At 67.4% G+C, this 18364-nt stretch carries 15 protein-coding genes and 1 pseudogene; 1 reads left to right on the top strand and 15 read right to left on the bottom strand.

All coding sequences use genetic code 11. The features are described from left to right. Positions 1–417: 417 nt before the first annotated feature. From gspN to C0541_RS17345, 14 genes are all read right to left on the bottom strand, one after another. A complete protein-coding gene (gene gspN / locus C0541_RS17280; RefSeq protein ID WP_429001354.1) occupies positions 418–1101 on the bottom strand; it encodes a type II secretion system protein N in 684 nt (227 codons plus the stop codon). A gap of 32 nt (positions 1102–1133) precedes the next feature. Continuing rightward, complete coding sequence (gene gspM, locus C0541_RS17285; protein ID WP_115050210.1) at positions 1134–1610, bottom strand: type II secretion system protein GspM; 477 nt, start codon at positions 1608–1610, stop codon at positions 1134–1136. Continuing rightward, positions 1607–2695, bottom strand: a complete 1089-nt coding sequence (gene gspL / locus C0541_RS17290) for a type II secretion system protein GspL (protein WP_115050212.1) — start codon at positions 2693–2695, stop codon at positions 1607–1609. The genes gspM and gspL overlap by 4 nt, the downstream gene beginning before the upstream one ends. Continuing rightward, entirely contained in the window at positions 2692–3684 is a 993-nt protein-coding gene (gene gspK, locus C0541_RS17295; RefSeq protein ID WP_115050214.1) for a type II secretion system minor pseudopilin GspK, read from the bottom strand. The genes gspL and gspK overlap by 4 nt, the downstream gene beginning before the upstream one ends. Further along, on the bottom strand, positions 3681–4304 hold the full coding sequence (gspJ, locus tag C0541_RS17300; RefSeq protein ID WP_115050216.1) for a type II secretion system minor pseudopilin GspJ: 624 nt from the start codon (positions 4302–4304) through the stop codon (positions 3681–3683). The genes gspK and gspJ overlap by 4 nt, the downstream gene beginning before the upstream one ends. Then, entirely contained in the window at positions 4301–4681 is a 381-nt protein-coding gene (gspI, locus tag C0541_RS17305; protein ID WP_115050218.1) for a type II secretion system minor pseudopilin GspI, read from the bottom strand. The genes gspJ and gspI overlap by 4 nt, the downstream gene beginning before the upstream one ends. Then, positions 4665–5147 (bottom strand): GspH/FimT family pseudopilin, encoded by a 483-nt coding sequence (locus tag C0541_RS17310; protein WP_115050462.1) that lies wholly within the window; start codon positions 5145–5147, stop codon positions 4665–4667. Before C0541_RS17310 ends, gspI begins: the two co-directional genes overlap by 17 nt. Before the next feature lie 27 nt (positions 5148–5174). Then, the gene (gene gspG / locus C0541_RS17315) at positions 5175–5639 is read right to left on the bottom strand and encodes a type II secretion system major pseudopilin GspG (RefSeq protein WP_115050220.1); all 465 of its coding nucleotides are present in this window, start codon (positions 5637–5639) and stop codon (positions 5175–5177) included. Positions 5640–5667: 28 nt separating this feature from the next. Beyond that, a complete protein-coding gene (gspF, locus tag C0541_RS17320; RefSeq protein ID WP_115050464.1) occupies positions 5668–6864 on the bottom strand; it encodes a type II secretion system inner membrane protein GspF in 1197 nt (398 codons plus the stop codon). Continuing rightward, on the bottom strand, positions 6851–8338 hold the full coding sequence (gene gspE / locus C0541_RS17325; RefSeq protein ID WP_115050222.1) for a type II secretion system ATPase GspE: 1488 nt from the start codon (positions 8336–8338) through the stop codon (positions 6851–6853). Before gspE ends, gspF begins: the two co-directional genes overlap by 14 nt. A 4-nt stretch (positions 8339–8342) precedes the next feature. Then, entirely contained in the window at positions 8343–10424 is a 2082-nt protein-coding gene (gspD, locus tag C0541_RS17330) for a type II secretion system secretin GspD (protein ID WP_115050224.1), read from the bottom strand. Beyond that, positions 10421–11233, bottom strand: a complete 813-nt coding sequence (locus tag C0541_RS17335) for a type II secretion system protein N (RefSeq protein WP_115050226.1) — start codon at positions 11231–11233, stop codon at positions 10421–10423. The genes gspD and C0541_RS17335 overlap by 4 nt, the downstream gene beginning before the upstream one ends. Positions 11234–11391: 158 nt before the next feature. Further along, a complete protein-coding gene (locus tag C0541_RS17340) occupies positions 11392–14043 on the bottom strand; it encodes a TonB-dependent receptor domain-containing protein (protein ID WP_115050228.1) in 2652 nt (883 codons plus the stop codon). A 78-nt stretch (positions 14044–14121) separates the two neighbouring features. Further along, complete coding sequence (locus C0541_RS17345) at positions 14122–15600, bottom strand: hypothetical protein (RefSeq protein WP_161960116.1); 1479 nt, start codon at positions 15598–15600, stop codon at positions 14122–14124. Positions 15601–15787: 187 nt separating this feature from the next. On the opposite strand from C0541_RS17345, the gene C0541_RS17350 reads away from it, so the two are divergent. Further along, the gene (locus C0541_RS17350) at positions 15788–16648 is read left to right on the top strand and encodes a 2OG-Fe(II) oxygenase (protein WP_115050232.1); all 861 of its coding nucleotides are present in this window, start codon (positions 15788–15790) and stop codon (positions 16646–16648) included. Positions 16649–17674: 1026 nt separating this feature from the next. Here C0541_RS17350 and C0541_RS21435 read toward each other — a convergent pair. Beyond that, positions 17675–18364, bottom strand: a pseudogene (locus C0541_RS21435) (hypothetical protein); the annotation flags it as partial.

The raw sequence follows: 18364 nt of genomic DNA on the forward strand, positions 1-18364 counted from the left end.
GAAAGCATTCGATGACGCTGCGGGCTTTGCAGGAACCCCATTTTAAAAGGGTCCTGATGGTGCACAGAGCATCATCCGGGTGCAGGACGGGCATCGTTGTCGCAGGACCAGTCAGTGACCAATCCAGGGAAACCAGACCAATTCCTGGCGGGCCAGGACATGTGCGGCATCGCGAAATCGCTGCAAACCGGATCACGGTCCAGCATTCGGCCCCTGCGCGGTCGAACGCGGCGCGCCGGCCGCATCGCTGCAAGCGCTCGACTACGGCGATGACTGCCGGCAGCGGCAAGACGACAACGTTGTCAGCGGCCGCTCGGGTACGCCGCTGGCATCGGCCTGGACGAGACCTCCGGCCGTCCCATGCACGCGAATGGTGCAGAAGAAAAAGCGCTCCGCCATCAGCGAGCCAGGCGGCGCTCAGCGCAGTTGCCCCTGGTCGATGCGCAGCAAGGTGCGCTCCGGGGTGGCGGCAAAGCCCAGCAACTGCAGGCCCACGCCCAGCACCGCGTCCTGCCCCGGATCGACACGCGACTGCAGCTGCCAGCGTCCATCGCGCCACAGGTGCAGCTGTGCATCGGCCTGCACGCCGGCAGGCAGCGCGGCGTCGGGCAGCAAGGTCAGCACGGCGGTGTCGCCCATGCAGCGCGGCTGGCCGGACAGGCGCAACGGCGGTAGCCCGGGCAGCTCGCCCGCCCCACTGGCCAGCACTTGCAGGCCGACCCGCCCAGCGGCCTGCACGCAGCCGGTGGCATCGAACAACAGGTCCACCTGCTGCAGCTCCAATGCCAGATCGATCAAGGCCATGCCCGCTGGCTGGCGCAACAGCAACTGGCCCTGCGCATCGCGGATGCCGTGTTGCGCGCCATCCACCAGCAGCAGTTGCAGCTGCGTGGCCTGCAGGTGGACCTGGCGCTCTCCGCGCACCAGTGGCCACAGCCGCGGCCGTACCGTGACATCGCCAAACGCGATGCCCTGCCATTGCACCTGCCGCAAGGTGCCGGCCCATACCGGCCCCTCCACGTCCAGCGCCGAGAATGGCAGCCCCGCGCGCGGCAGCACCAGGCGCAACGGCAGCCATGCCAGCAGCGCGACAGCCACCATCAAGACAAAGACCAGGATCCAGCGCAGGCGCGTCACGGTGCAGGCTCCGCAAACCCGCAGCGTACCCGCAGTTGGCCCTGGTCGCGCACGATGCGCAGCTGGGTCGGCGCCAGGCCCTGCGCCTGGCGCAGCCGCTCCAGCCAGCCGAACAAGGTGACGGCACTGACCGCATCGACCTGCACGTCCACCCCGCCCGCTGCATTGCGCTGCTGCGAGGTGATGCGGACGCCGGCATCGCGTGCACTGCTGGCAATGCGCTCGGCCAATGCCGCGGTGCCCGGCGCGGTGGCGGGCTTTCTTGCCGATGCCTGCGCAGAGGCGTCCAGGACCCACTGCGCCGCAGTGGCATGGCGCGCCTGCGCCTGGGCGTGCCAGTGCCGCAACAGGGTGTAGAGCGCGTACCAGCCGACAAATGCGGCCAGCGCGGCGCACATCACGCCCAGCATCAGCCGCTCGCGCGGCGCACGCGCCTGCCACCACTGCGTGCTGCGTTGCAGGCGTGCATTCATCGCACTGGCTCCAGTGCGAACGGTGTCCGCACGCGATCATCTTCGGTCTGGCTACTGCCCGGCTGCAGTTGCCATCCTGCCTCGGCCAGCCGCGCGGACAGCTGCTGCAGGCTTGCAGCATCGCTGTGCAACAGCGTGCCGCGCAGCGGCTGCGCGGCGTGGTAGTCGAGCTGATCCAGTTCCGCCGCCGGAACGGCATCGACCGCTGCGAACAGGCTGCCGAGCTGCACGGCCAGGGCATCGGCGGCCGCACCCGCGTGCCGGCGTGCCTGCAACGCGGCCGGTACCGCCGCCACATCGCGCACGCCCAATTGCGTAGCGGCGCGCGATTGCAGCAGGCGCGCGCCGAGTTCGTGGCGCAGTGTCTGCGCCAGCAGCAGCACCAGCGGCGACAGCAGCACCAGCGCGGCCAGCAGCGCAAGACGGCGCGCAGTGACCGTCTGTGCAGCGGCCGGCCTTGCGGCGAATGCGTGCTGCAGCAGGTTGATCGGCGCGCGCGTGGCGCATCGCGCAAAGCCGGCAATGGCTTGCGCGGTGTCAGGTGCCGGCGGCGGTGCCGGCGCGCGCTCGCCCAGCAGCATGCGCGCGGCCTCCGGCTCCAGGCTGCAGGCCAGCCCTGCGCCGCGGATCAGCCAGCGGCCATCCCAGTGCATCACCGCTGCCACAGCGTCCGCGCCAGGCTCCAGCAACAGGCAATCGGGCACCACCGCGTCGGGGACGACACCCAGCTGCGCTGCGCGCGCCAGCCACTGCTGCATCACCGCGTTGTCCACCGCGGCGACCAGATGCGTGCCATCGGCCTCGACGCGATCGGCGATCACCACATGCAGGGCCGGCGTCTCGACCGCCAGGTGCTCGGCCAGTTGCAGGCGTGCAGCCGCGACCGATTGCGCGATGCTGCGGCCGGGCAGGCGCAGCCAGCGCAGATGTACATCCACGCCCGGCACCACCAGCACGGTGCGCGCGGACGGTTCATACGGCGCGCCGGCCGGGCGCTGCGACTGCACCTGGCCCTGCGCATCCACGCGCACGGCGATCGCCTGCGCAGTGACATCGGCGGGCAGCAACAACAGGCTGGTACTCATTCGTCGGAACTCCATTGACGCGCCACCAGCCGCACGCGCCCGGCAGGGTCTTGTTGCAGCAGGGCATCCAGCATCACCTGCGCGCCGGCATGGTCGACCTGGCTGTAGAGCGAGAAGTAACGGGTGCGTAATACGATCTGTTCCAGCACCGCATTGGAAGGCTCGGCCTGGATCAGCGCTGGCTGGCTCAGGAACGCCCTGGCGTCGCGCCATCCTGCGGCCGGCCGCGCGGCGATGACGCGACGCGCGGCCGGCAATTCCAGAGCGCCGTCGGTCAGTGCCACCAGGACCGGCGCATCTTCCAGGCGCAGCGTATTGATATTGATCGGCGACAGCCGCGCCTCCGGCAATGCACACACATATGGCCGCAACTGCGCGATCAGCTGTGGCGTGTAGCCGGCGATGGCGCGCAGTTCGCCGACGCCGGCCAGCAGGGTCGCCCCGGTGCGTAGTGACACTGCCGACTGCAGATAGTGCGCGTCTTCGGCCCCCTGTGCGCCGGGTTGGCTGTCGCTGTCGATCCAGTCCACCAGCGCATCGGTCAGCGCCTGTGCCTGTTGCGGTGCGATGCCCAGCACGTCCAGCAAGGCGCGGTATTGGCCTGCGCCGTCGTCGCTGCGCTGCCATTGCTCCGGCGCACCGGCGACCACGCTGTTGAGATTGAAGCAGCCGCCGCGATCGCGCAGGCGCACGCTCACCGTGCCGTCGTCCAGCGGGAAGACGATCGGCTGATCGTTCCAGCCGCCTTCCAGCGTGGTGCGCATCGGGTCGCGCCTGGCCAGTGCCTGCAGGCGCGCGCGCGCAACGGTTTCGGTACCCAGCGCATACCACTGCGCCTGCATCATCGCCTCGCCGTTGCCGCTGCGGCGCAGGCCAAAGCGCAGATCGTCCAGCACCGCGACCATCAGCAGCGTCATCACCGCCACCAGCAACAGTACCGTCAGCAGTGCGACGCCGCGTTGCTGCCTGGGTGCGTTCAAGGCCGTCATCCGCGCCCCTCCGGCAGCAGGAACACCTGGCGCACGCGGCCCCATTGCTCCAGGTCCAGCTCCAGCGAGATCGCATCCGGCAGCGCGTCCAGCCCGCCACTCCAGCCATCGCTCCACTGCGCGCGATAGTGGAACCCCACCACCGCCGAGCGCACCCCATGCAACACCACCTGCGGCGTGCCAGCAACTGCACCGTCGAGCGCGGGGCGTGCGCTGCGCTCCAGGCGTCCGTCGACCAGGCGGTATTCCACGTACTGCAAGGACGCGCGCGGCGCCTGATCCGGATTGCTCCAGCCGCGTCGCACAAAACCGAACAGCGGCCCCGGCACACCGGGCGGGCTTGCGACGAACGCGGTGCGTGCAGCGCCGCCCTCGCTGTTGCGCGTGCGCCGCACTGCGGCCTGTTGCAGGTCGCTGCGCAGCAGGCCATGGGCAAGCTGGAATTCGCGCACCTGCTGCAGGCGCGCACGCACGGCATCGCGCTGGTCGATGCTCTGCCGCATCACCACCACCGCCGCCACTGCCACCAGCGCGAACACCACCAGGGCGACCAGCAGCTCGATCAAGGTGACGCCCGCGCTGCCACGACTGCCCGCTGCGCTGCGAGGTGTGCGGATCATTCGGCGCTCCGCAAGACGCTGAGGCTGGCGACTTCCTGCGCCTGCGCTGCGGCGCGCACCTGCACCTGGATGCGCACGATGCCGGTACTGCCGGCCGGCATCGACGTGCGCTGCCAGTCCCAGCTGCGTCCGCCCAGGGTTTCCTGCCCGTTGGCCGGTGCCAGTGCTGCGGCGGTGGGCGCGAGCATCGCGTCGATCGCCTGGTTTTCCGCCACCACCGCGGCCAGCGCACGCTCTTCCAGCACCACCGCGGTACGCGTGCTTTCGCCGGACACGTTCAACAGACCGACCACGGCCATGCCGAAGATCGCCAGCGCGACCATCAGTTCGAGCAGCGAGAACCCGGCGCAGGCACGGGGATCACGGCCGTGGCGCATCGACCCGTACCATGCCGGTGGCGTCCACCACGACCTGCAGCTGTTGCTGGCCGTCGGCCAGCGCGATGCGTTGCGGCGTGGCCGCACCGGTGGGGTCGAAGCGCACGCTCACCTGCGTCCCGCCCACCGGCAACTGCGCGTGCACGCCGGTAGGCCAACGCATCGCGGCGAACGGTTTTTCATCCAGCGCCACCCAGCGTTGCTGCGCCTGCCGTCTGAATGCATAACCGCCCGCATCCACCCGCACCTCGACCATGCGCAGGCTCAGGATCGCCTCGTCGCGTGCATGGCCCAGGGCACTGGCCAATGCATCGGCCTGGTCGTGCAGCTCGCGCCGCGTATCCGGCAAGGTCAGCACCACCAGGGTGCTGGCGACTGCAGTGATCACCAGGACCGCCAGCAACTCGAGCAAGGTGAAGCCGCGCGCCTGCGCCCGCGACGCGCATGCCCATGAGTGCCTTGCCATGACGGCTTGCGCGAACACTGCCGCGCCTCAGCGCCAGTTGCCGATATCGGCATTGTCGGCGTCGCCGCCTTCGGCGCCATCGGCACCGAACGAATACACGTCGAAGCCACCGTTGCGGCCCGGGCGACGGTACTGGTAGGCGTGGCCCCACGGATCCTCGGGCAGGCGGCGGATATAGCCGCCCTGGCGATAGCGCTCCGGCCGGGTCAGGCCGCTTGGCGCGGTGAGCAAGGCCTGCAGGCCCTGTTCAGTGCCCGGGTAGCTGAGGTTGTCCAGGCGATAGGTTTCCAGTGCCTGTTCCAGCACAGCCACGTCGGCGCGCGCTTTCTCGACCATGGCGCGGTCCTGGCTGGGCATCACGTTGATCATCACCACCGTGGCCAGCAGGCCGATGATGACGATGACCACCATCAACTCGACCAGGGTGAAGCCGCGCGTTCGCGCTTGCGAGGACAGCGAGCAAGGACGATGGCGGTGACGGATGGACTGCATGAGGATCTCCAGGGATAAGCGGCCGCGCTCAACCAAGCGCGAGGGTGTTGAATTGCAGGATGGGCAGCAGGATCGACAGCACGATCACCGCCACCACCCCGCCGAGCAGCACGATGATGGCCGGCTCCAGCAGGCTCATCGCCGCGGTGGTGAACGAGGCGAACTCGCGCTCCAGATAATCGGCGGCACGTTCCAGCATCGGCGCCAGGCGCCCGCTGTTTTCGCCGCTGGAGGCCATGTACAGCAGCGTCGGTGGAAACACGCCGGCGCGCTTCATTGCCGCGGCCAGGCTGCCGCCCTCGCGGATCGCGGTGACCATGCTGTCGGTGGCCAGTCGCAGTGCGCGGTTGTCGACGGTGCGCGCGGCGATCATCAGGCCTTCCATCAGCGGCAGCCCGCTGTTGACCATGATCGCCAGCGTGCGTGCCATGCGTGCGGCGTGCAGGTCGCGGATCAGCCGGCCGAGCAAGGGCGCCCGCAGCACCGCGCGGTCGGCCGCCAGGCGCAGCTGCGGGCGCTTGAGCAGGCGCAATGCGCCGATCACCGCAATGACCAGTGCCGCCAGCAGCGGAATGCCCGCATGCAGCAGGAAGTTGGACACGCCGATCACCATGCGCGTCAGCAGTGGCAATGCGCGCCCCATCGAATCGAACTGATCCACCACCTTGGGCACCACGAAGGTCATCAGCACGATGACCACCGCACCGGCGGTCAGGGCCAACGCGGCCGGATAGACCAGCGCGGACTGCAGCTTGCTGCGCACCTGTGCCTGCCGCTCCAGCAGATCGGCCAGGCGCTCGAGCACCTGCGGCAACGCGCCGGCGCTTTCGCCGGCGGCCACCATCGCCCGATACAACGGCGGAAACGCACTGCCCTGGCGCGCCATCGCGTCCGACAGGCGAAAGCCTTCGACCACCAGCCCATGCGTCTGGCCGGTGACCCGGCGCACGCCGCGACGCTCGGACTGCGTGCCGATGGTGCGCAGCGCTTCCTCCAGCGGTGCGGTCTCCACCAGCGTGGCCAGCTGGCGGGTGAACAGCACCAGGTCCTTGCCGCCAAAACGCGCCGGACGCACGCTGCTGGCCGCCACCGCCGCCTCCACGCGCACCGGCAGCCACTGCCGCTGCTCCAGTTGCGCACGCGCCTTCTGCGCCGAGTCGGCGGTGATCACGCCCTGGCGGCGATGCCCGTGCAGATCGAGCACGGTGTAGTCAAACCGCGGCATGCGCATCGTCCTGCTGGCGGGTCACCCGCAGCGCTTCTTCCAGCGTGGTGAGGCCTTGCAGCACCGCCGTACGTGCGGCATCGCCCAGGCGCGGCGCGCGGGCGAAGGCCACCGCCGCCAGGGCATCCTCATCGGCGTTGTCGCCGATCAGCCGACGCATCGCATCATCCACGGCGATGGCTTCGTAGATGCCCACGCGCCCGGCGTAACCGCTGTGATGGCAGACCGGGCAACCCACTGCGGTGTAGATGATTGCGTCATCCGGCGCCTGCAGCATCTGGCGCGTCGCGGCATCCAGCGGATGCGGCACGCGGCACTGCGTGCACAGGCGTCGCACCAGCCGTTGCGCCAGGATCAGCCGCAGGCTCGATGCGAGCAGGAACGGTTCGATGCCCATGTCGCGCAGGCGCGTGACCGCGCCCACCGCATCGTTGGTGTGCACGGTGGACAGCACCAGGTGACCGGTCAGACTGGCCTGCACGGCGATCTGCGCGGTCTCGGTGTCGCGGATCTCGCCGATCATCACCACGTCCGGATCCTGGCGCAGGATGGCGCGCAAGCCGGCCGCGAAGGTCATGCCGACACGCGCGTTGACCTGGGTCTGGCCGACGCCGTCGATGGCGTATTCCACCGGGTCCTCCACCGTGAGGATGTTGCGCGAGCCATCGTTGAGCAGGCTCAGCGCCGCATACAGCGTGGTGGTCTTGCCCGAGCCGGTCGGCCCGGTCACCAGCACGATGCCGTTGGGCACCTGCAGGGCGCGCTGCACCGTGTGCATCGCCGCCGGCGGCATGCCCAACTGGGCCAGCGACAAGGTGCCCTGCTCCTTGTCCAGGATGCGCAGCACCACCCGCTCGCTGCTGCGCGTGGGCAGCGTGGACACGCGCACGTCCAGTGCCTTGGCGCCCATCGCCAGCGACACGCGGCCATCCTGCGGGATGCGTTTTTCGGCGATGTCCAGCCGTGCCATCACCTTGACGCGCGACACCAGCAGCGGCGCGATGCGCCCGGGCAAGGTGGCCGCTTCGCGCATCACCCCATCCACGCGCAGCCGCACGCGCAGCCGCGATTCGTAGGATTCCAGATGCACGTCCGAAGCGCCCAGGCGCGCGGCCTCGGCAATGATGCCGTTGATCAGGCGGATGATCGGTGCATCGTCCTGGCTGTCGAGCAGATCGGCAGTGGGGATGTCGTCGATCAACGCATCCAGGCTGCCGTGCAGGTCCAGCGCCTCGACCTGCACACCCTGCTCCATGCCGGCATCGGCGTAGATCTCCGACAGGTGCCGGTCGAACACCGACGGTGCCAGCGTGCGTACCTGCAAGGGCAGGCCCAGCGCACGCCGCAGCTCGATCAGGGCCTGCACCTCGCCGCCTTCGCGCAGGCCGATCTGCGCGGCGCTGTCGCTACCGAGCAGCACCACGCCGTGGCGCTTGGCGAACGCATAGGAAATGCTGGCGCGCGCAGTGTTCATGGCATCAGCGCTGCACGGGACGCGCGCCGGGCGCCGGCGTCGTTGCCGGCGCCGGCACGGCTGGCGATGGCGCCGCCGGCAGCTGCGGCGGCTGCGCGTGCAGGTAGTCGCGCACCAGTGCATCGAGCGCCGCTTCCGGGTCGCCATCGGCCAGCTGGCGATCGCGCAGGTAGCTGTAGCGCGGTGCGGTCATGCGCTGCGCATCGGCCGCGTCGCGGATGATGGTCGGGCGGATGAACACCATCAGGTTGGTCTTGTCGCGGTTGCGCGACTTGTGCCGGAACAGCGCGCCCAGCCCGGGCACATCGCCCAGCAGCGGCACCTTCTCCACGGTCTGCCGGTCGTTCTGGTCGAGCAGGCCGCCGAGCGCGACGATGGCGCCGTTTTCCACCACCACGCGGGTCTCGATCTGGCGCTTGTTGAACACCAGCTCCGACGACTGCGCGCTGACCGGCCCGGCAATGGCCGAGACTTCCTGCTTGATCGCCAGGGTGATGCCGCCGGCGGTATTGATCTGCGGCCGCACTTCCAGCTCCACGCCCACGTCCTGGCGCTGGATGGTGCGGAACGGGTTGTCGTTGGCCGCGCCCAGCACTTCGCCGGTGGTGATCGGCACTTCCTGGCCGACCAGGATGCGCGCCTGCTCGTTGTCCAGGGTCATGATCGACGGGGTGGACAGCAGGTTGGAGCCGGTGTCGCTCTTGACCGCATCGATGATCATGCCGAACACCGCATCGTTGCTTTGCCCGGCCAACCCGATCAGGCCACCGCTCAGGCCCAGCAGCGATTGCGCGGCCACATTGCGCGCCTGTTCCAGCAGCGGATCCTTTTCGCCGTTGTTGCTGCGCGTGCCGGCCGCCGCAACGGCCAGCGGCACGATGCCCGGCGACGCGCCGCTGTACTGCGTGGCGATCAACGGCACCGTGCCATTACGGCCGGCCAGCAGCAGCTGCACGCCCAGCCGCTTGGCGGCGGTGTCGGAGATTTCCACCACGATCGCCTCGACCAGCACCTGCTCGCGATGCACGTCCAGCTGGCGGATCACGTCCATCAGCGCACGCTGGGTTTCCGGGTCGGCATTGATGATCAGGGCATTGGAACCGGGGTAGCGCACGATCACCGGGCGCTTGCCGGCGGCCGGTGTGATCACCTGCGCCTGTGCAGCGCCCGCAGCAGCGGCGGCCACATCCACCGCGTTGGAGCGCGTGTCCTGCCCGGGCTGCGCCTCGTTGCCCGGGGTCTGCCCGACCAGTTGCTGCAACACCGGCAGCAATTGCTCGGCGCTGGCGTGCTGCAGGCGCACCACGCTGACATCGCCGCGCCGTTCGGCGCGCCCATCCAGATCCACCGCGGTGCGTACCACGCGCTGCACCAGTGCCGGATCGCCACGCACGATCAGGGAATTGCTGCTGTCCACCGGCAACACCGACAGCACGTTGCTGCGTTCGCCGGCCTGCCCGAACAGCGAGGTCAGCGTGCGCGCCAGTTCCTGCGCGGAACTATTGCGCAAGCTCACCGTGTCGATTGCCGCACGATCGGCGTCGATCTGCGCGACCAGGCCACGCACGCGGCGCAGGTTGTCGGCATAGTCGGCAATCAACAGGCTGTTGCCCTGCGGCATCGCCATGATCACGCCGCCACGGCCGATCAGCGGCTTGAGAATCTCCGCAGCGCTGCGTGCATCCACGCGTTGCAGGGTGAACACCTGCGTGGCGAAACCCAGGTTGCCATTGGCCGCGCTGCCGGGCTGTTGCGCAGCGGTATCGTCGGGAATGATGCGATAGGTCGACGGCCCGCTGGACACCGCAATCAAGCCATTGGCACGCAAGACCGCCAGCAGCATGCCGAGCAGGTCCTGTTCCGACATTGCCTGCGCACGCGCCACGTTGACCGTGCCCTGCACGCGCGTGTCCACGATGAAGGTGATGCCGGTGGCACGCGACACATCCTGGATGAAGGCACGCAGGTCCACGTCCTGCAGGCGCACGACCGGTGCATCGGCAGCATGCAGCGATACCATCGGCAACGCCGGCAGTGCGAGCAACAAGGTGGCCGAAAGCAGCCATGCGGGGCGGACAGCAGTCATTGCGGGCGCTTCAGGGTCATGGTGTGGGTCTGGCCATCGCGGCGGTAGGTCAGCGTGGCCGCCTGGCCATCGCGCAGTTCGTCCTGCAGCTCGCGCAGGTGTTCGGCATCGAGCGTGCGGCCATTGAGTTGGGTCAGCACATCGCCCGGTGCCAGGCCGGCCTGGCGCAGCAGTGCGCCATCGCCGCGCGGCATCACGGTAAAGCCGCTGCCGTCTTCGCTTGCACGCAGGCCGGCGGTGGTGAGCAGTTGTTGCGGGTCGACGGCCGCCGCCGTGGCCGTGCCAGCCGCAGTGCCGACATTCGACGTCACCGCAGGTGCGCCGCCCGCTGCTGCGGGCGCGGCCGTTGCCGGCGATGTGGCTGCCGCAGACGCGGTGGATTCCACCAAGGCCAGACGTCGCACGCCACCACCGGTACGCAGCAGCACGTGATCGCTCGCGATCGCCTGCACTGTCACGCCAGCTACCACGACATCGCCGATGCGATACGCGCCTTGTCGGCCATCGCCACTGCTCAGGAACGCGGCCGCTTGCGTGCCGCCTGTGCGGACACCATGCAATACGATGCCGTCGCTGCTGGCCTCCGGAACGCTGCGATGGAACACATCGCGGCGCAGTGCGGGCAGCTCCGCCTGTGCAGGCGTGGCGACCTGGGCGGTACCCAGCGGCCCTATCGGGGCGATCACCACCCACAACACGCGCGCGCACTGCAGCGCGAGCAAGGCGAGCAGTACGCAGGCCAGTGCGCTGCGGCCACGCGCCGACATCAGGGGTTTCAAGGAGGGCAAAACGCGCTGCAAAGCGGACATCCGTCTCAGGATTGCGGTCGGATGACAGAATGCGGCCGCAATGTGTCAGTTCGAAGAAAGTGATGACACAGGCCGACACACGGCAACACGCCCGCAGACGAAAACGCCCGCCATGCGAGGCAGGGCGGGCGTTTGCGATACAGGCAGCGGGCGTCGGATCAGAAGCGGGCTGTCACACTCAGGTCATACGTCACGCCAGGCTGGTACTCGTACAGGTCTACCCGGTTGCTGCCCAGGCTCTGGTACTCCTGGTAGCGGGTTTTGAGCAGATTGCGTGCGGCGAAGTTCAGCGACAGCGTATTGCCCGACCACACCAGGCCTTTCTTGATCACCAGATCCAGCGAAGTACCCGGCTTGTCGATGTAATCCGGTTGCCCGGGGCGACCACGCGCGGATACCCGCTCGCCGACATAGTTGGCGATCAAGGTGGCCTGGCTGTGGGTGCTTTCGCTTTCCACGCCGATCTGCAGGTTGGCGATGTCGTCGGACTGCCCCTGCAGGGCCGAGCCATCACGGATGAACAAGGTCGCCTGCACCGGCGCGGTGAAGCCGAACGGCTGCACGGTGTCGCCATCGCTGGCACTCACTTCCGACGTGGTGCGCGTGTAGTTGCCGGACAGGAACACCCGGTTGTCACCCCACCAGTCGGCCGCGATCGGCAGGTCCAGATACTTCTTGGCGTCCAGCTCGATGCCGTACAAGGTGGCTTCTGGCGCGTTGATGAAGCTCTGCACGATGCCGCCGCCCGGTGCATCGTTGACGATGGCCTCGATCGGCTTGTCGATGCTCTTGTAGAACGCGCCGACGGTGAAATACTCACCCGGCTCGAAGAACCACTCGTAACGCGCATCCAGGTTGACCAGCTCGCTATCGACCAGGAATGGGTTGCCGAAGAACTGGCGGTCGATATCCGGGTCCAGGTACTGCTGCGGCGCCATCTCGCGGAACTGCGGGCGCGCGATGGTCTTGGACGCACCAAAGCGCAGCTGCTGGTTCTCGGCAAAGTTCCAGGTCACCGTGGCCGATGGCAGCGCGTAGCTGTTCTCCAGCGGCGCCACGCTGTCCTGGCGCACGCCGGTGAAGATGTCGTACGGATGCACCGCCTGGGTGGCGTCTTCGTAACGCACACCGACGGTGGCGCGCAGGGTCGGCACGATCTCGCCCTCGGCCTGCAAATAGGCCGCCTTGACCTTCAGGGTCGCATCGTACGCGGCCGCACCGAAGCTGCCGGTGGTCTCGCGCAGGCGCAGCAGATCGTTGCTGAGGTTGTAATCGGAGATCAGGTAATCCACACGCTGGAACTGGTTGTAGAACGGCAGCGGGCCGTCCAGCGCCAGGAAGCGGAACTCGCGGCTCCACGCGCTGCGGTCGTTGTCCAGGTAGGCCAGACCGCCCTTGAGGGTGAAGTCGTGCTCGATCGGCAAACGCCAGGTCACATCCACCCCGCCGCTGGCCACGGTGTCGTCGACCTTGCTGAAGCGGGTGTAGTTCTGCACGCGCGAGGCATCGTGCGCCCAGTAGCCATCCAGCAACTCGTAGCGGATGCCGGTCTCGTACGGCACATCGCGGCTGGCATTGGCCACCGCTGCGCGCCATTCGATCTTGAGATCGTCGTACTCGCCGAACGCGTGCGTGCCGCGCAGCTGGTTGTTGATCAGCTGGCGCTCGTACCACTCGGTGTTGTCGTCGCGCACATCGAAACCGGCCAGCTCATCGCGGCCGGCGCGGCTGCGCGCCACCTTCAAGGCATCGTGCACGTACAGGGTGGTCCAGCCGATGGTGTGGCGGCCGTATTCCCAGCCCAGGCCCAGCATGCCGTTGGTGCGCACGTTGTTGCGGGTGGTGGCGAAGTCGTAGTTGGAATTGAACTCGACCGTATCGCCGACAAAGATGCCGTCCTGCTGCTTGCCGGTGCGCGTGCGCCACTCGTTGTCGTAGCTGGCTACCGCGATGATGCCCAGCCTGGCCTCGCCCACGTCCATGCTGTAGCCGGCGCTGCCGCCGACATTGACGTCCGGGGCGATGCTGTCCTTTTCCTGCAGCACGTACAGGTTGGCGTTGTTCACGCTGCGCCCGATACGGCGGATGTCCTCGCGCGAGAAACTGCCCAGGTCCACGCGCCGGCCGCTCCGGATCGCGTCGCGCAATGCGCCGGGCTGCTTGCGCATGCCGTCGTCATAGCCCCACTCGTCATCGCCGGAGCCGTAGTAAGTCAGGCCTTTTTCGCCGGTGCTGACGCTGTTGACGCCGCCACCCACGGTCAGCGACAGGAACGGTTTGTCCGGCACCGCCATCGATTGCAGATCGATCACGCCACCGCCGAATTCGCCCGGATAATCGGCCGAATAGGTTTTCTGCACGGTCACGCTGGCCAGCACGTCGCTGGGGAACAGATCCAGCGGCACCACACGCTGCATCGGCTCGGGGCTGGGCAACGGCGAGCCGTTGAACAAGGCCGACGAATAACGCTCGCCCAGGCCGCGCACATACACATACTTGCCGCGCGACAGGCTCAGCCCGGTGACACGCGTCAGCGCCACCGCCGCGCTGCTGTCGCCGGTGCGCTCCATGTCCTCACGGGTGACGAACGATGCCACCTCCGAGGTCTGCAGCATCGGTTCGGGAATGTACTCGCCGCGCACCACGACCTGGTCGAGTTGCTTGGGCGCACTGGTGGTGGTGCTGGTGCCAGTGGTGGAGCCGGCATCGGTAGTGGTCGATTGCGCCAGCGCAGCACCGGAACACAGCAAGGTGGAAATGGAAAGAGACAGGCCCGTCCGCGAGAGACGGGCGACAGCGGAGGTTCGCATCGTGGGAGCCCTGGCAACTGAAAGATGAAGCGGGACGCATCACAAGACAGCCGTGTGGCCGCCTTGCGATGCCGTGCCTCAGCAGGGACGATCGGCGGTCAGGCCGCAGGTCCAACCCTGCCACCAGGTGTCGTTGGCATCGCGCACGCCACCGATGTAGTTCACCTGCTGGAAGAAGCTGCTCACCCCGTTCAAGCCCTGGAAGGCCGGAACGGCGCTTTCGTTGGCGCCATTGACGAAGGTGTTCTGCAAGGTGGAGACGCCATTGGCGACATTGTTGGTGCCGGCTGCGAACTGGGTGGCCGCACGCGCATCACTGCCGAAGGCGGTCGGGCAGGCGAAGAACACCGAGTTGAAGGTCCCGAGCGTGTCGGTATCGGCCAGGTTGAAGCACACCAGGCCATCACCGGTGCCACCGGCCGGACGCGTGACGACCGAGTTGTAGAACGCGGCCTGCGCGCCCTGGTTGAGCATGATCGCCGCACCGGCGCGCGCATTGCCCACGTAGGTGAAGTTGGCCACCTTCGGGCGCGAATACGGCTGACGGCGCAGGCTGCTCCACTCGTTCATGCGGTCGCCGCCGCCGGCGCGCTGCACCACGATGCCGAACTGCAGGGCGCCGTTCCAGCCGGCGTCGGTATCCAGCGAATCGTCGTCGGCGCCGGTGATGACCACGTGGCTGCCGTTGACCGTGCCGCCGAACCATTCGATGCCGTCGTCGGAGCTGTTGTGGATCTGCACGTAGTCCAGGCGCGTGCCGCTGCCCACGCCGGCCAGGGTGATGCCCTGCAATTCGTTGTTGGGCGAAATTTCGAAGCCCGAATACATCACCCGCAGGTAGCGCAGGGAACCGCTGTTGTCGGTGGCGCTGTTACCGCCGTAGAAGGCGTTGGTGCCTTCGACCTGGGCCTGGCATTCCGGCGTGCCGGAGACCGTGGTGCCCGGGCAGTTGTTGATCGCCGCACGGCCCAGCACCACGATGCCGCCCCACAGGCCGATGGTGTTGGCGCTGACCTGGCCCTCCAGGGCCTGACGCGCAGTGAACACGATCGGCGCAGTGGCGCTGCCTTCGGCAAAGATCTGCGAGCCGCGGTTGACCACGATGTAGTCGCTACCGGCCGAACCGAACAGGGTCACGCCCGGTTCGATGGTCAGGATGCCCTGCGTGCTGCCGGCCGCTGGAGCGATGGCATTGCCGCCGCGGTCGGTGCCCACGTTGACACGTCCGCTGATCGAATACGCCGTGCCCGCACGTGCCGGCACCACCAGGTTGCCGTTGATGGTCTCCGGCAGCTGGCAGGCGCGCAGCGTGTTGTTGGCGATGGTGCCGACGTTGGAAAAACCGGTCGGGCAATCAGCGGCCGGGCCGGTCGGAGCCGGAGCCGGCGTCGGTGCAGGCGTGGGCGCCGGCGTCGGTGCGGGAGCTGGCGTCGGTGCCGGCGGAAATGCGCCCTCCCCGGGCGAGGCGACACGATCGGCACCACCACCGCAGGCAGACAACGCCAGTGCGGTACCAAAGGTCATGAGAAGTGTCTTGCTGCTGTTGCGAACGGACATGCGGCTGATCTCCAGGTCAAAGGGTCCGGTATGAAGAGGAGTCGTCAAGAATTGGTGGCGTTCCGCTCACTGCAGTGGCGAGCACGTTCAAGATCCCCGTCACTTTTATAGGGGCTGTCTGTGTCATTTGTCTTACCGCGACACATTTGACATAAAGCTGCCACACGTCGGCATGCACTGTAGGGCCATGACATCCACCACCATCCCCGCCGCCTTGAGCGACTGGATCATCGCGCAGGCACTGGCCGGCCATCCGCCCGAACAGGCGCTACAGCCGCTGCTGGATCAGGGCTGGAGCGAACAGGACGCCATCGACGCAGTCGAGGCTTTGGTACGCAACCACATCCGGCAACACGCACAGACGCATGGCTTGCCGGTGCCGGCGCGCGTACCGGCGATACTGCAGGACAACGATGCCTCGCTGCTGGACCTGGGCGATCGTCAGGTACGCGTGCTGGTCAGCCTGTTGCTGCCGCGCGTGGTGGTGCTGGGCGGTTTCCTGTCCGATGCCGAATGCGATGCCTTGATCGCGCTGGCGCAGCCGCACCTGGCGCGTTCGCGCACTGTGGACAACGACAACGGCACGCAGATCGTGCATGCCGCGCGCACCAGCCACAGCATGTGCCTGCAGCTGGGGCAGGATGCGCTGTGCCAACGCATCGAAGCACGCATCGCACGCCTGCTCGACTGGCCGGTCGACCACGGCGAAGGACTGCAGGTCTTGCGCTACGCCACCGGCGCCGAATATCAGCCGCACTACGATTACTTCGACCCGGCTGCTGCCGGCACGCCGGTGTTGCTGCAGGCCGGCGGCCAGCGCGTCGCATCGCTGGTGATGTACCTCAACACGCCCGGACGCGGCGGCGCCACGCGCTTTCCCGATGCGCATCTGGACGTGGCCGCAGTCAAGGGCAACGCAGTGTTCTTCAGCTACGACCGCCCGCATCCAATGACACGCAGCCTGCACGCCGGCGCACCGGTACTGGCCGGCGAAAAATGGGTCGCGACCAAGTGGCTGCGCGAGCGCGCAGTCCGCCTGCCCGGCTGAGAGCGGCGGTCACACGCGTACATAATCGCCCGGTCATCGACGATCGTGATGCAACAGCCAAGGCTCAGGCGCCATCAACAGCCTGGTACGTCGAGTGCGCAGCGCCCTCACCACTTGCGGGACACGCCGTGAACCCATCCTTGGCGGCGCGGTGGCGGCATCCATGCCGCCACACGGTCCCGCAACCGGCGAGGACACCGCACCAGACAGTTNCCCATCCTTGGCGGCGCGGTGGCGGCATCCATGCCGCCACACGGTCCCGCAACCGGCGAGGACACCGCACCAGACAGTTGGTCGGCGCTCATATGAAAAAGCTGTCTGTACTACGGAGCGCATCAGACATGCAGCCGATGCTTCATGGTGGAGGCGCACCCAGCACTGCTCTTACCTTGCGTACCGACCATCTCGACTGGTCCTTGCCCGCTCGCCGTCGCGGGACCCTGAGCGGCATGGATGCCGCGCCGGAGCCTACAGGGACGTACTTGCGGCGTGTCCCGCGATGGTGGGCGGGCAAGGNAAGGGCCCTGCAGCCAGGCACCAGATCGATTGCTCTACCGCTAACCCATCCGCACGTTCCAAGCCCTCAATACGCAACGTACCAAACAGTCGAGACCTGGACCGGTCGGGTTGCTTGGTCGCGATCGGATGCTTGAATCAACTGCCCGGTGCGTCGAGTGCGCGGTGCCCTCACCGCACCAGACAGTTGGTCGGTGCTCACCTGAAAAGCTGTCTATCGTGCGATCTGCATCAGACGTAGACCCGATGCTTCATGATCGAACGAAGGCATCGAGCACTGCTCTTCCATGCGTACCGACCTTCTCGACGGGTCCTTGCATGGCACCTGCTTCCTTCATTCGCTCAATTGCGAACCGACGAGCGTGATGCTGCACACACGTGCCACAGCGTATGTCGCCGGACACCGAAACATCGACGACAGTGCGCAAACGCACAACGCCCGCAATGCTGCGGGCGCTATGGGAAGACGTGCAACGCTGCACGCATCGCGGCGTTGCATAACGAAGACGCCTACAGCTTGCCCGCCCCTGCCTTTGCCTTGACGTCTGCCGCCACCTTGGTGGCGGCCAGCAGGCTATAGGTATACGGCGGCTTCCAGCCGATGTTGCTGTTCCACGAGCAATTCAGCGCCTTGCCGTTGATCAGCGAGCCCTGGTCACGATACACACTGCCCATGTAGTCGCCGGCGATCTTGTCGCAGCTGCTCACACCACTGATGTCGAACGCATTGTCCTCCGAGAAGATCTTCGACTCCTTGCCCACGCCATGCGCGTGCGAGAACGGATAGACCTTATTGCCGGTGCTGCCGACGTGGTAGTTGTTGTACAGGTGCACCTGGCCAAAACGCACNGAGAAGATCTTCGACTCCTTGCCCACGCCATGCGCGTGCGAGAACGGATAGACCTTATTGCCGGTGCTGCCGACGTGGTAGTTGTTGTACAGGTGCACCTGGCCAAAACGCACCCGCGGCGCGCGTGCGGAAATGTTCTCGAACAAGGTGTTGTGGATGGTCACCTTGAGCTTGCCGCTGTCGGTGCTGGAGGCGCTGTCGCTGGAGCCGATCAGGCTGTTCTTCTCGTGCGACTTGAATGCCGAGTAGGAGATGGTGACGAAGTTGGCGCCCTTCTTGACGTCCATTGCGCCATCGTGATGCTGCTTGGGGCGGCCGTTGGCGGTGCCGTTCTGATCGTCGGTGCGGCG

This window comes from Xanthomonas arboricola (genome assembly GCF_003353015.1).
GTDB lineage: Bacteria > Pseudomonadota > Gammaproteobacteria > Xanthomonadales > Xanthomonadaceae > Xanthomonas > Xanthomonas arboricola_E.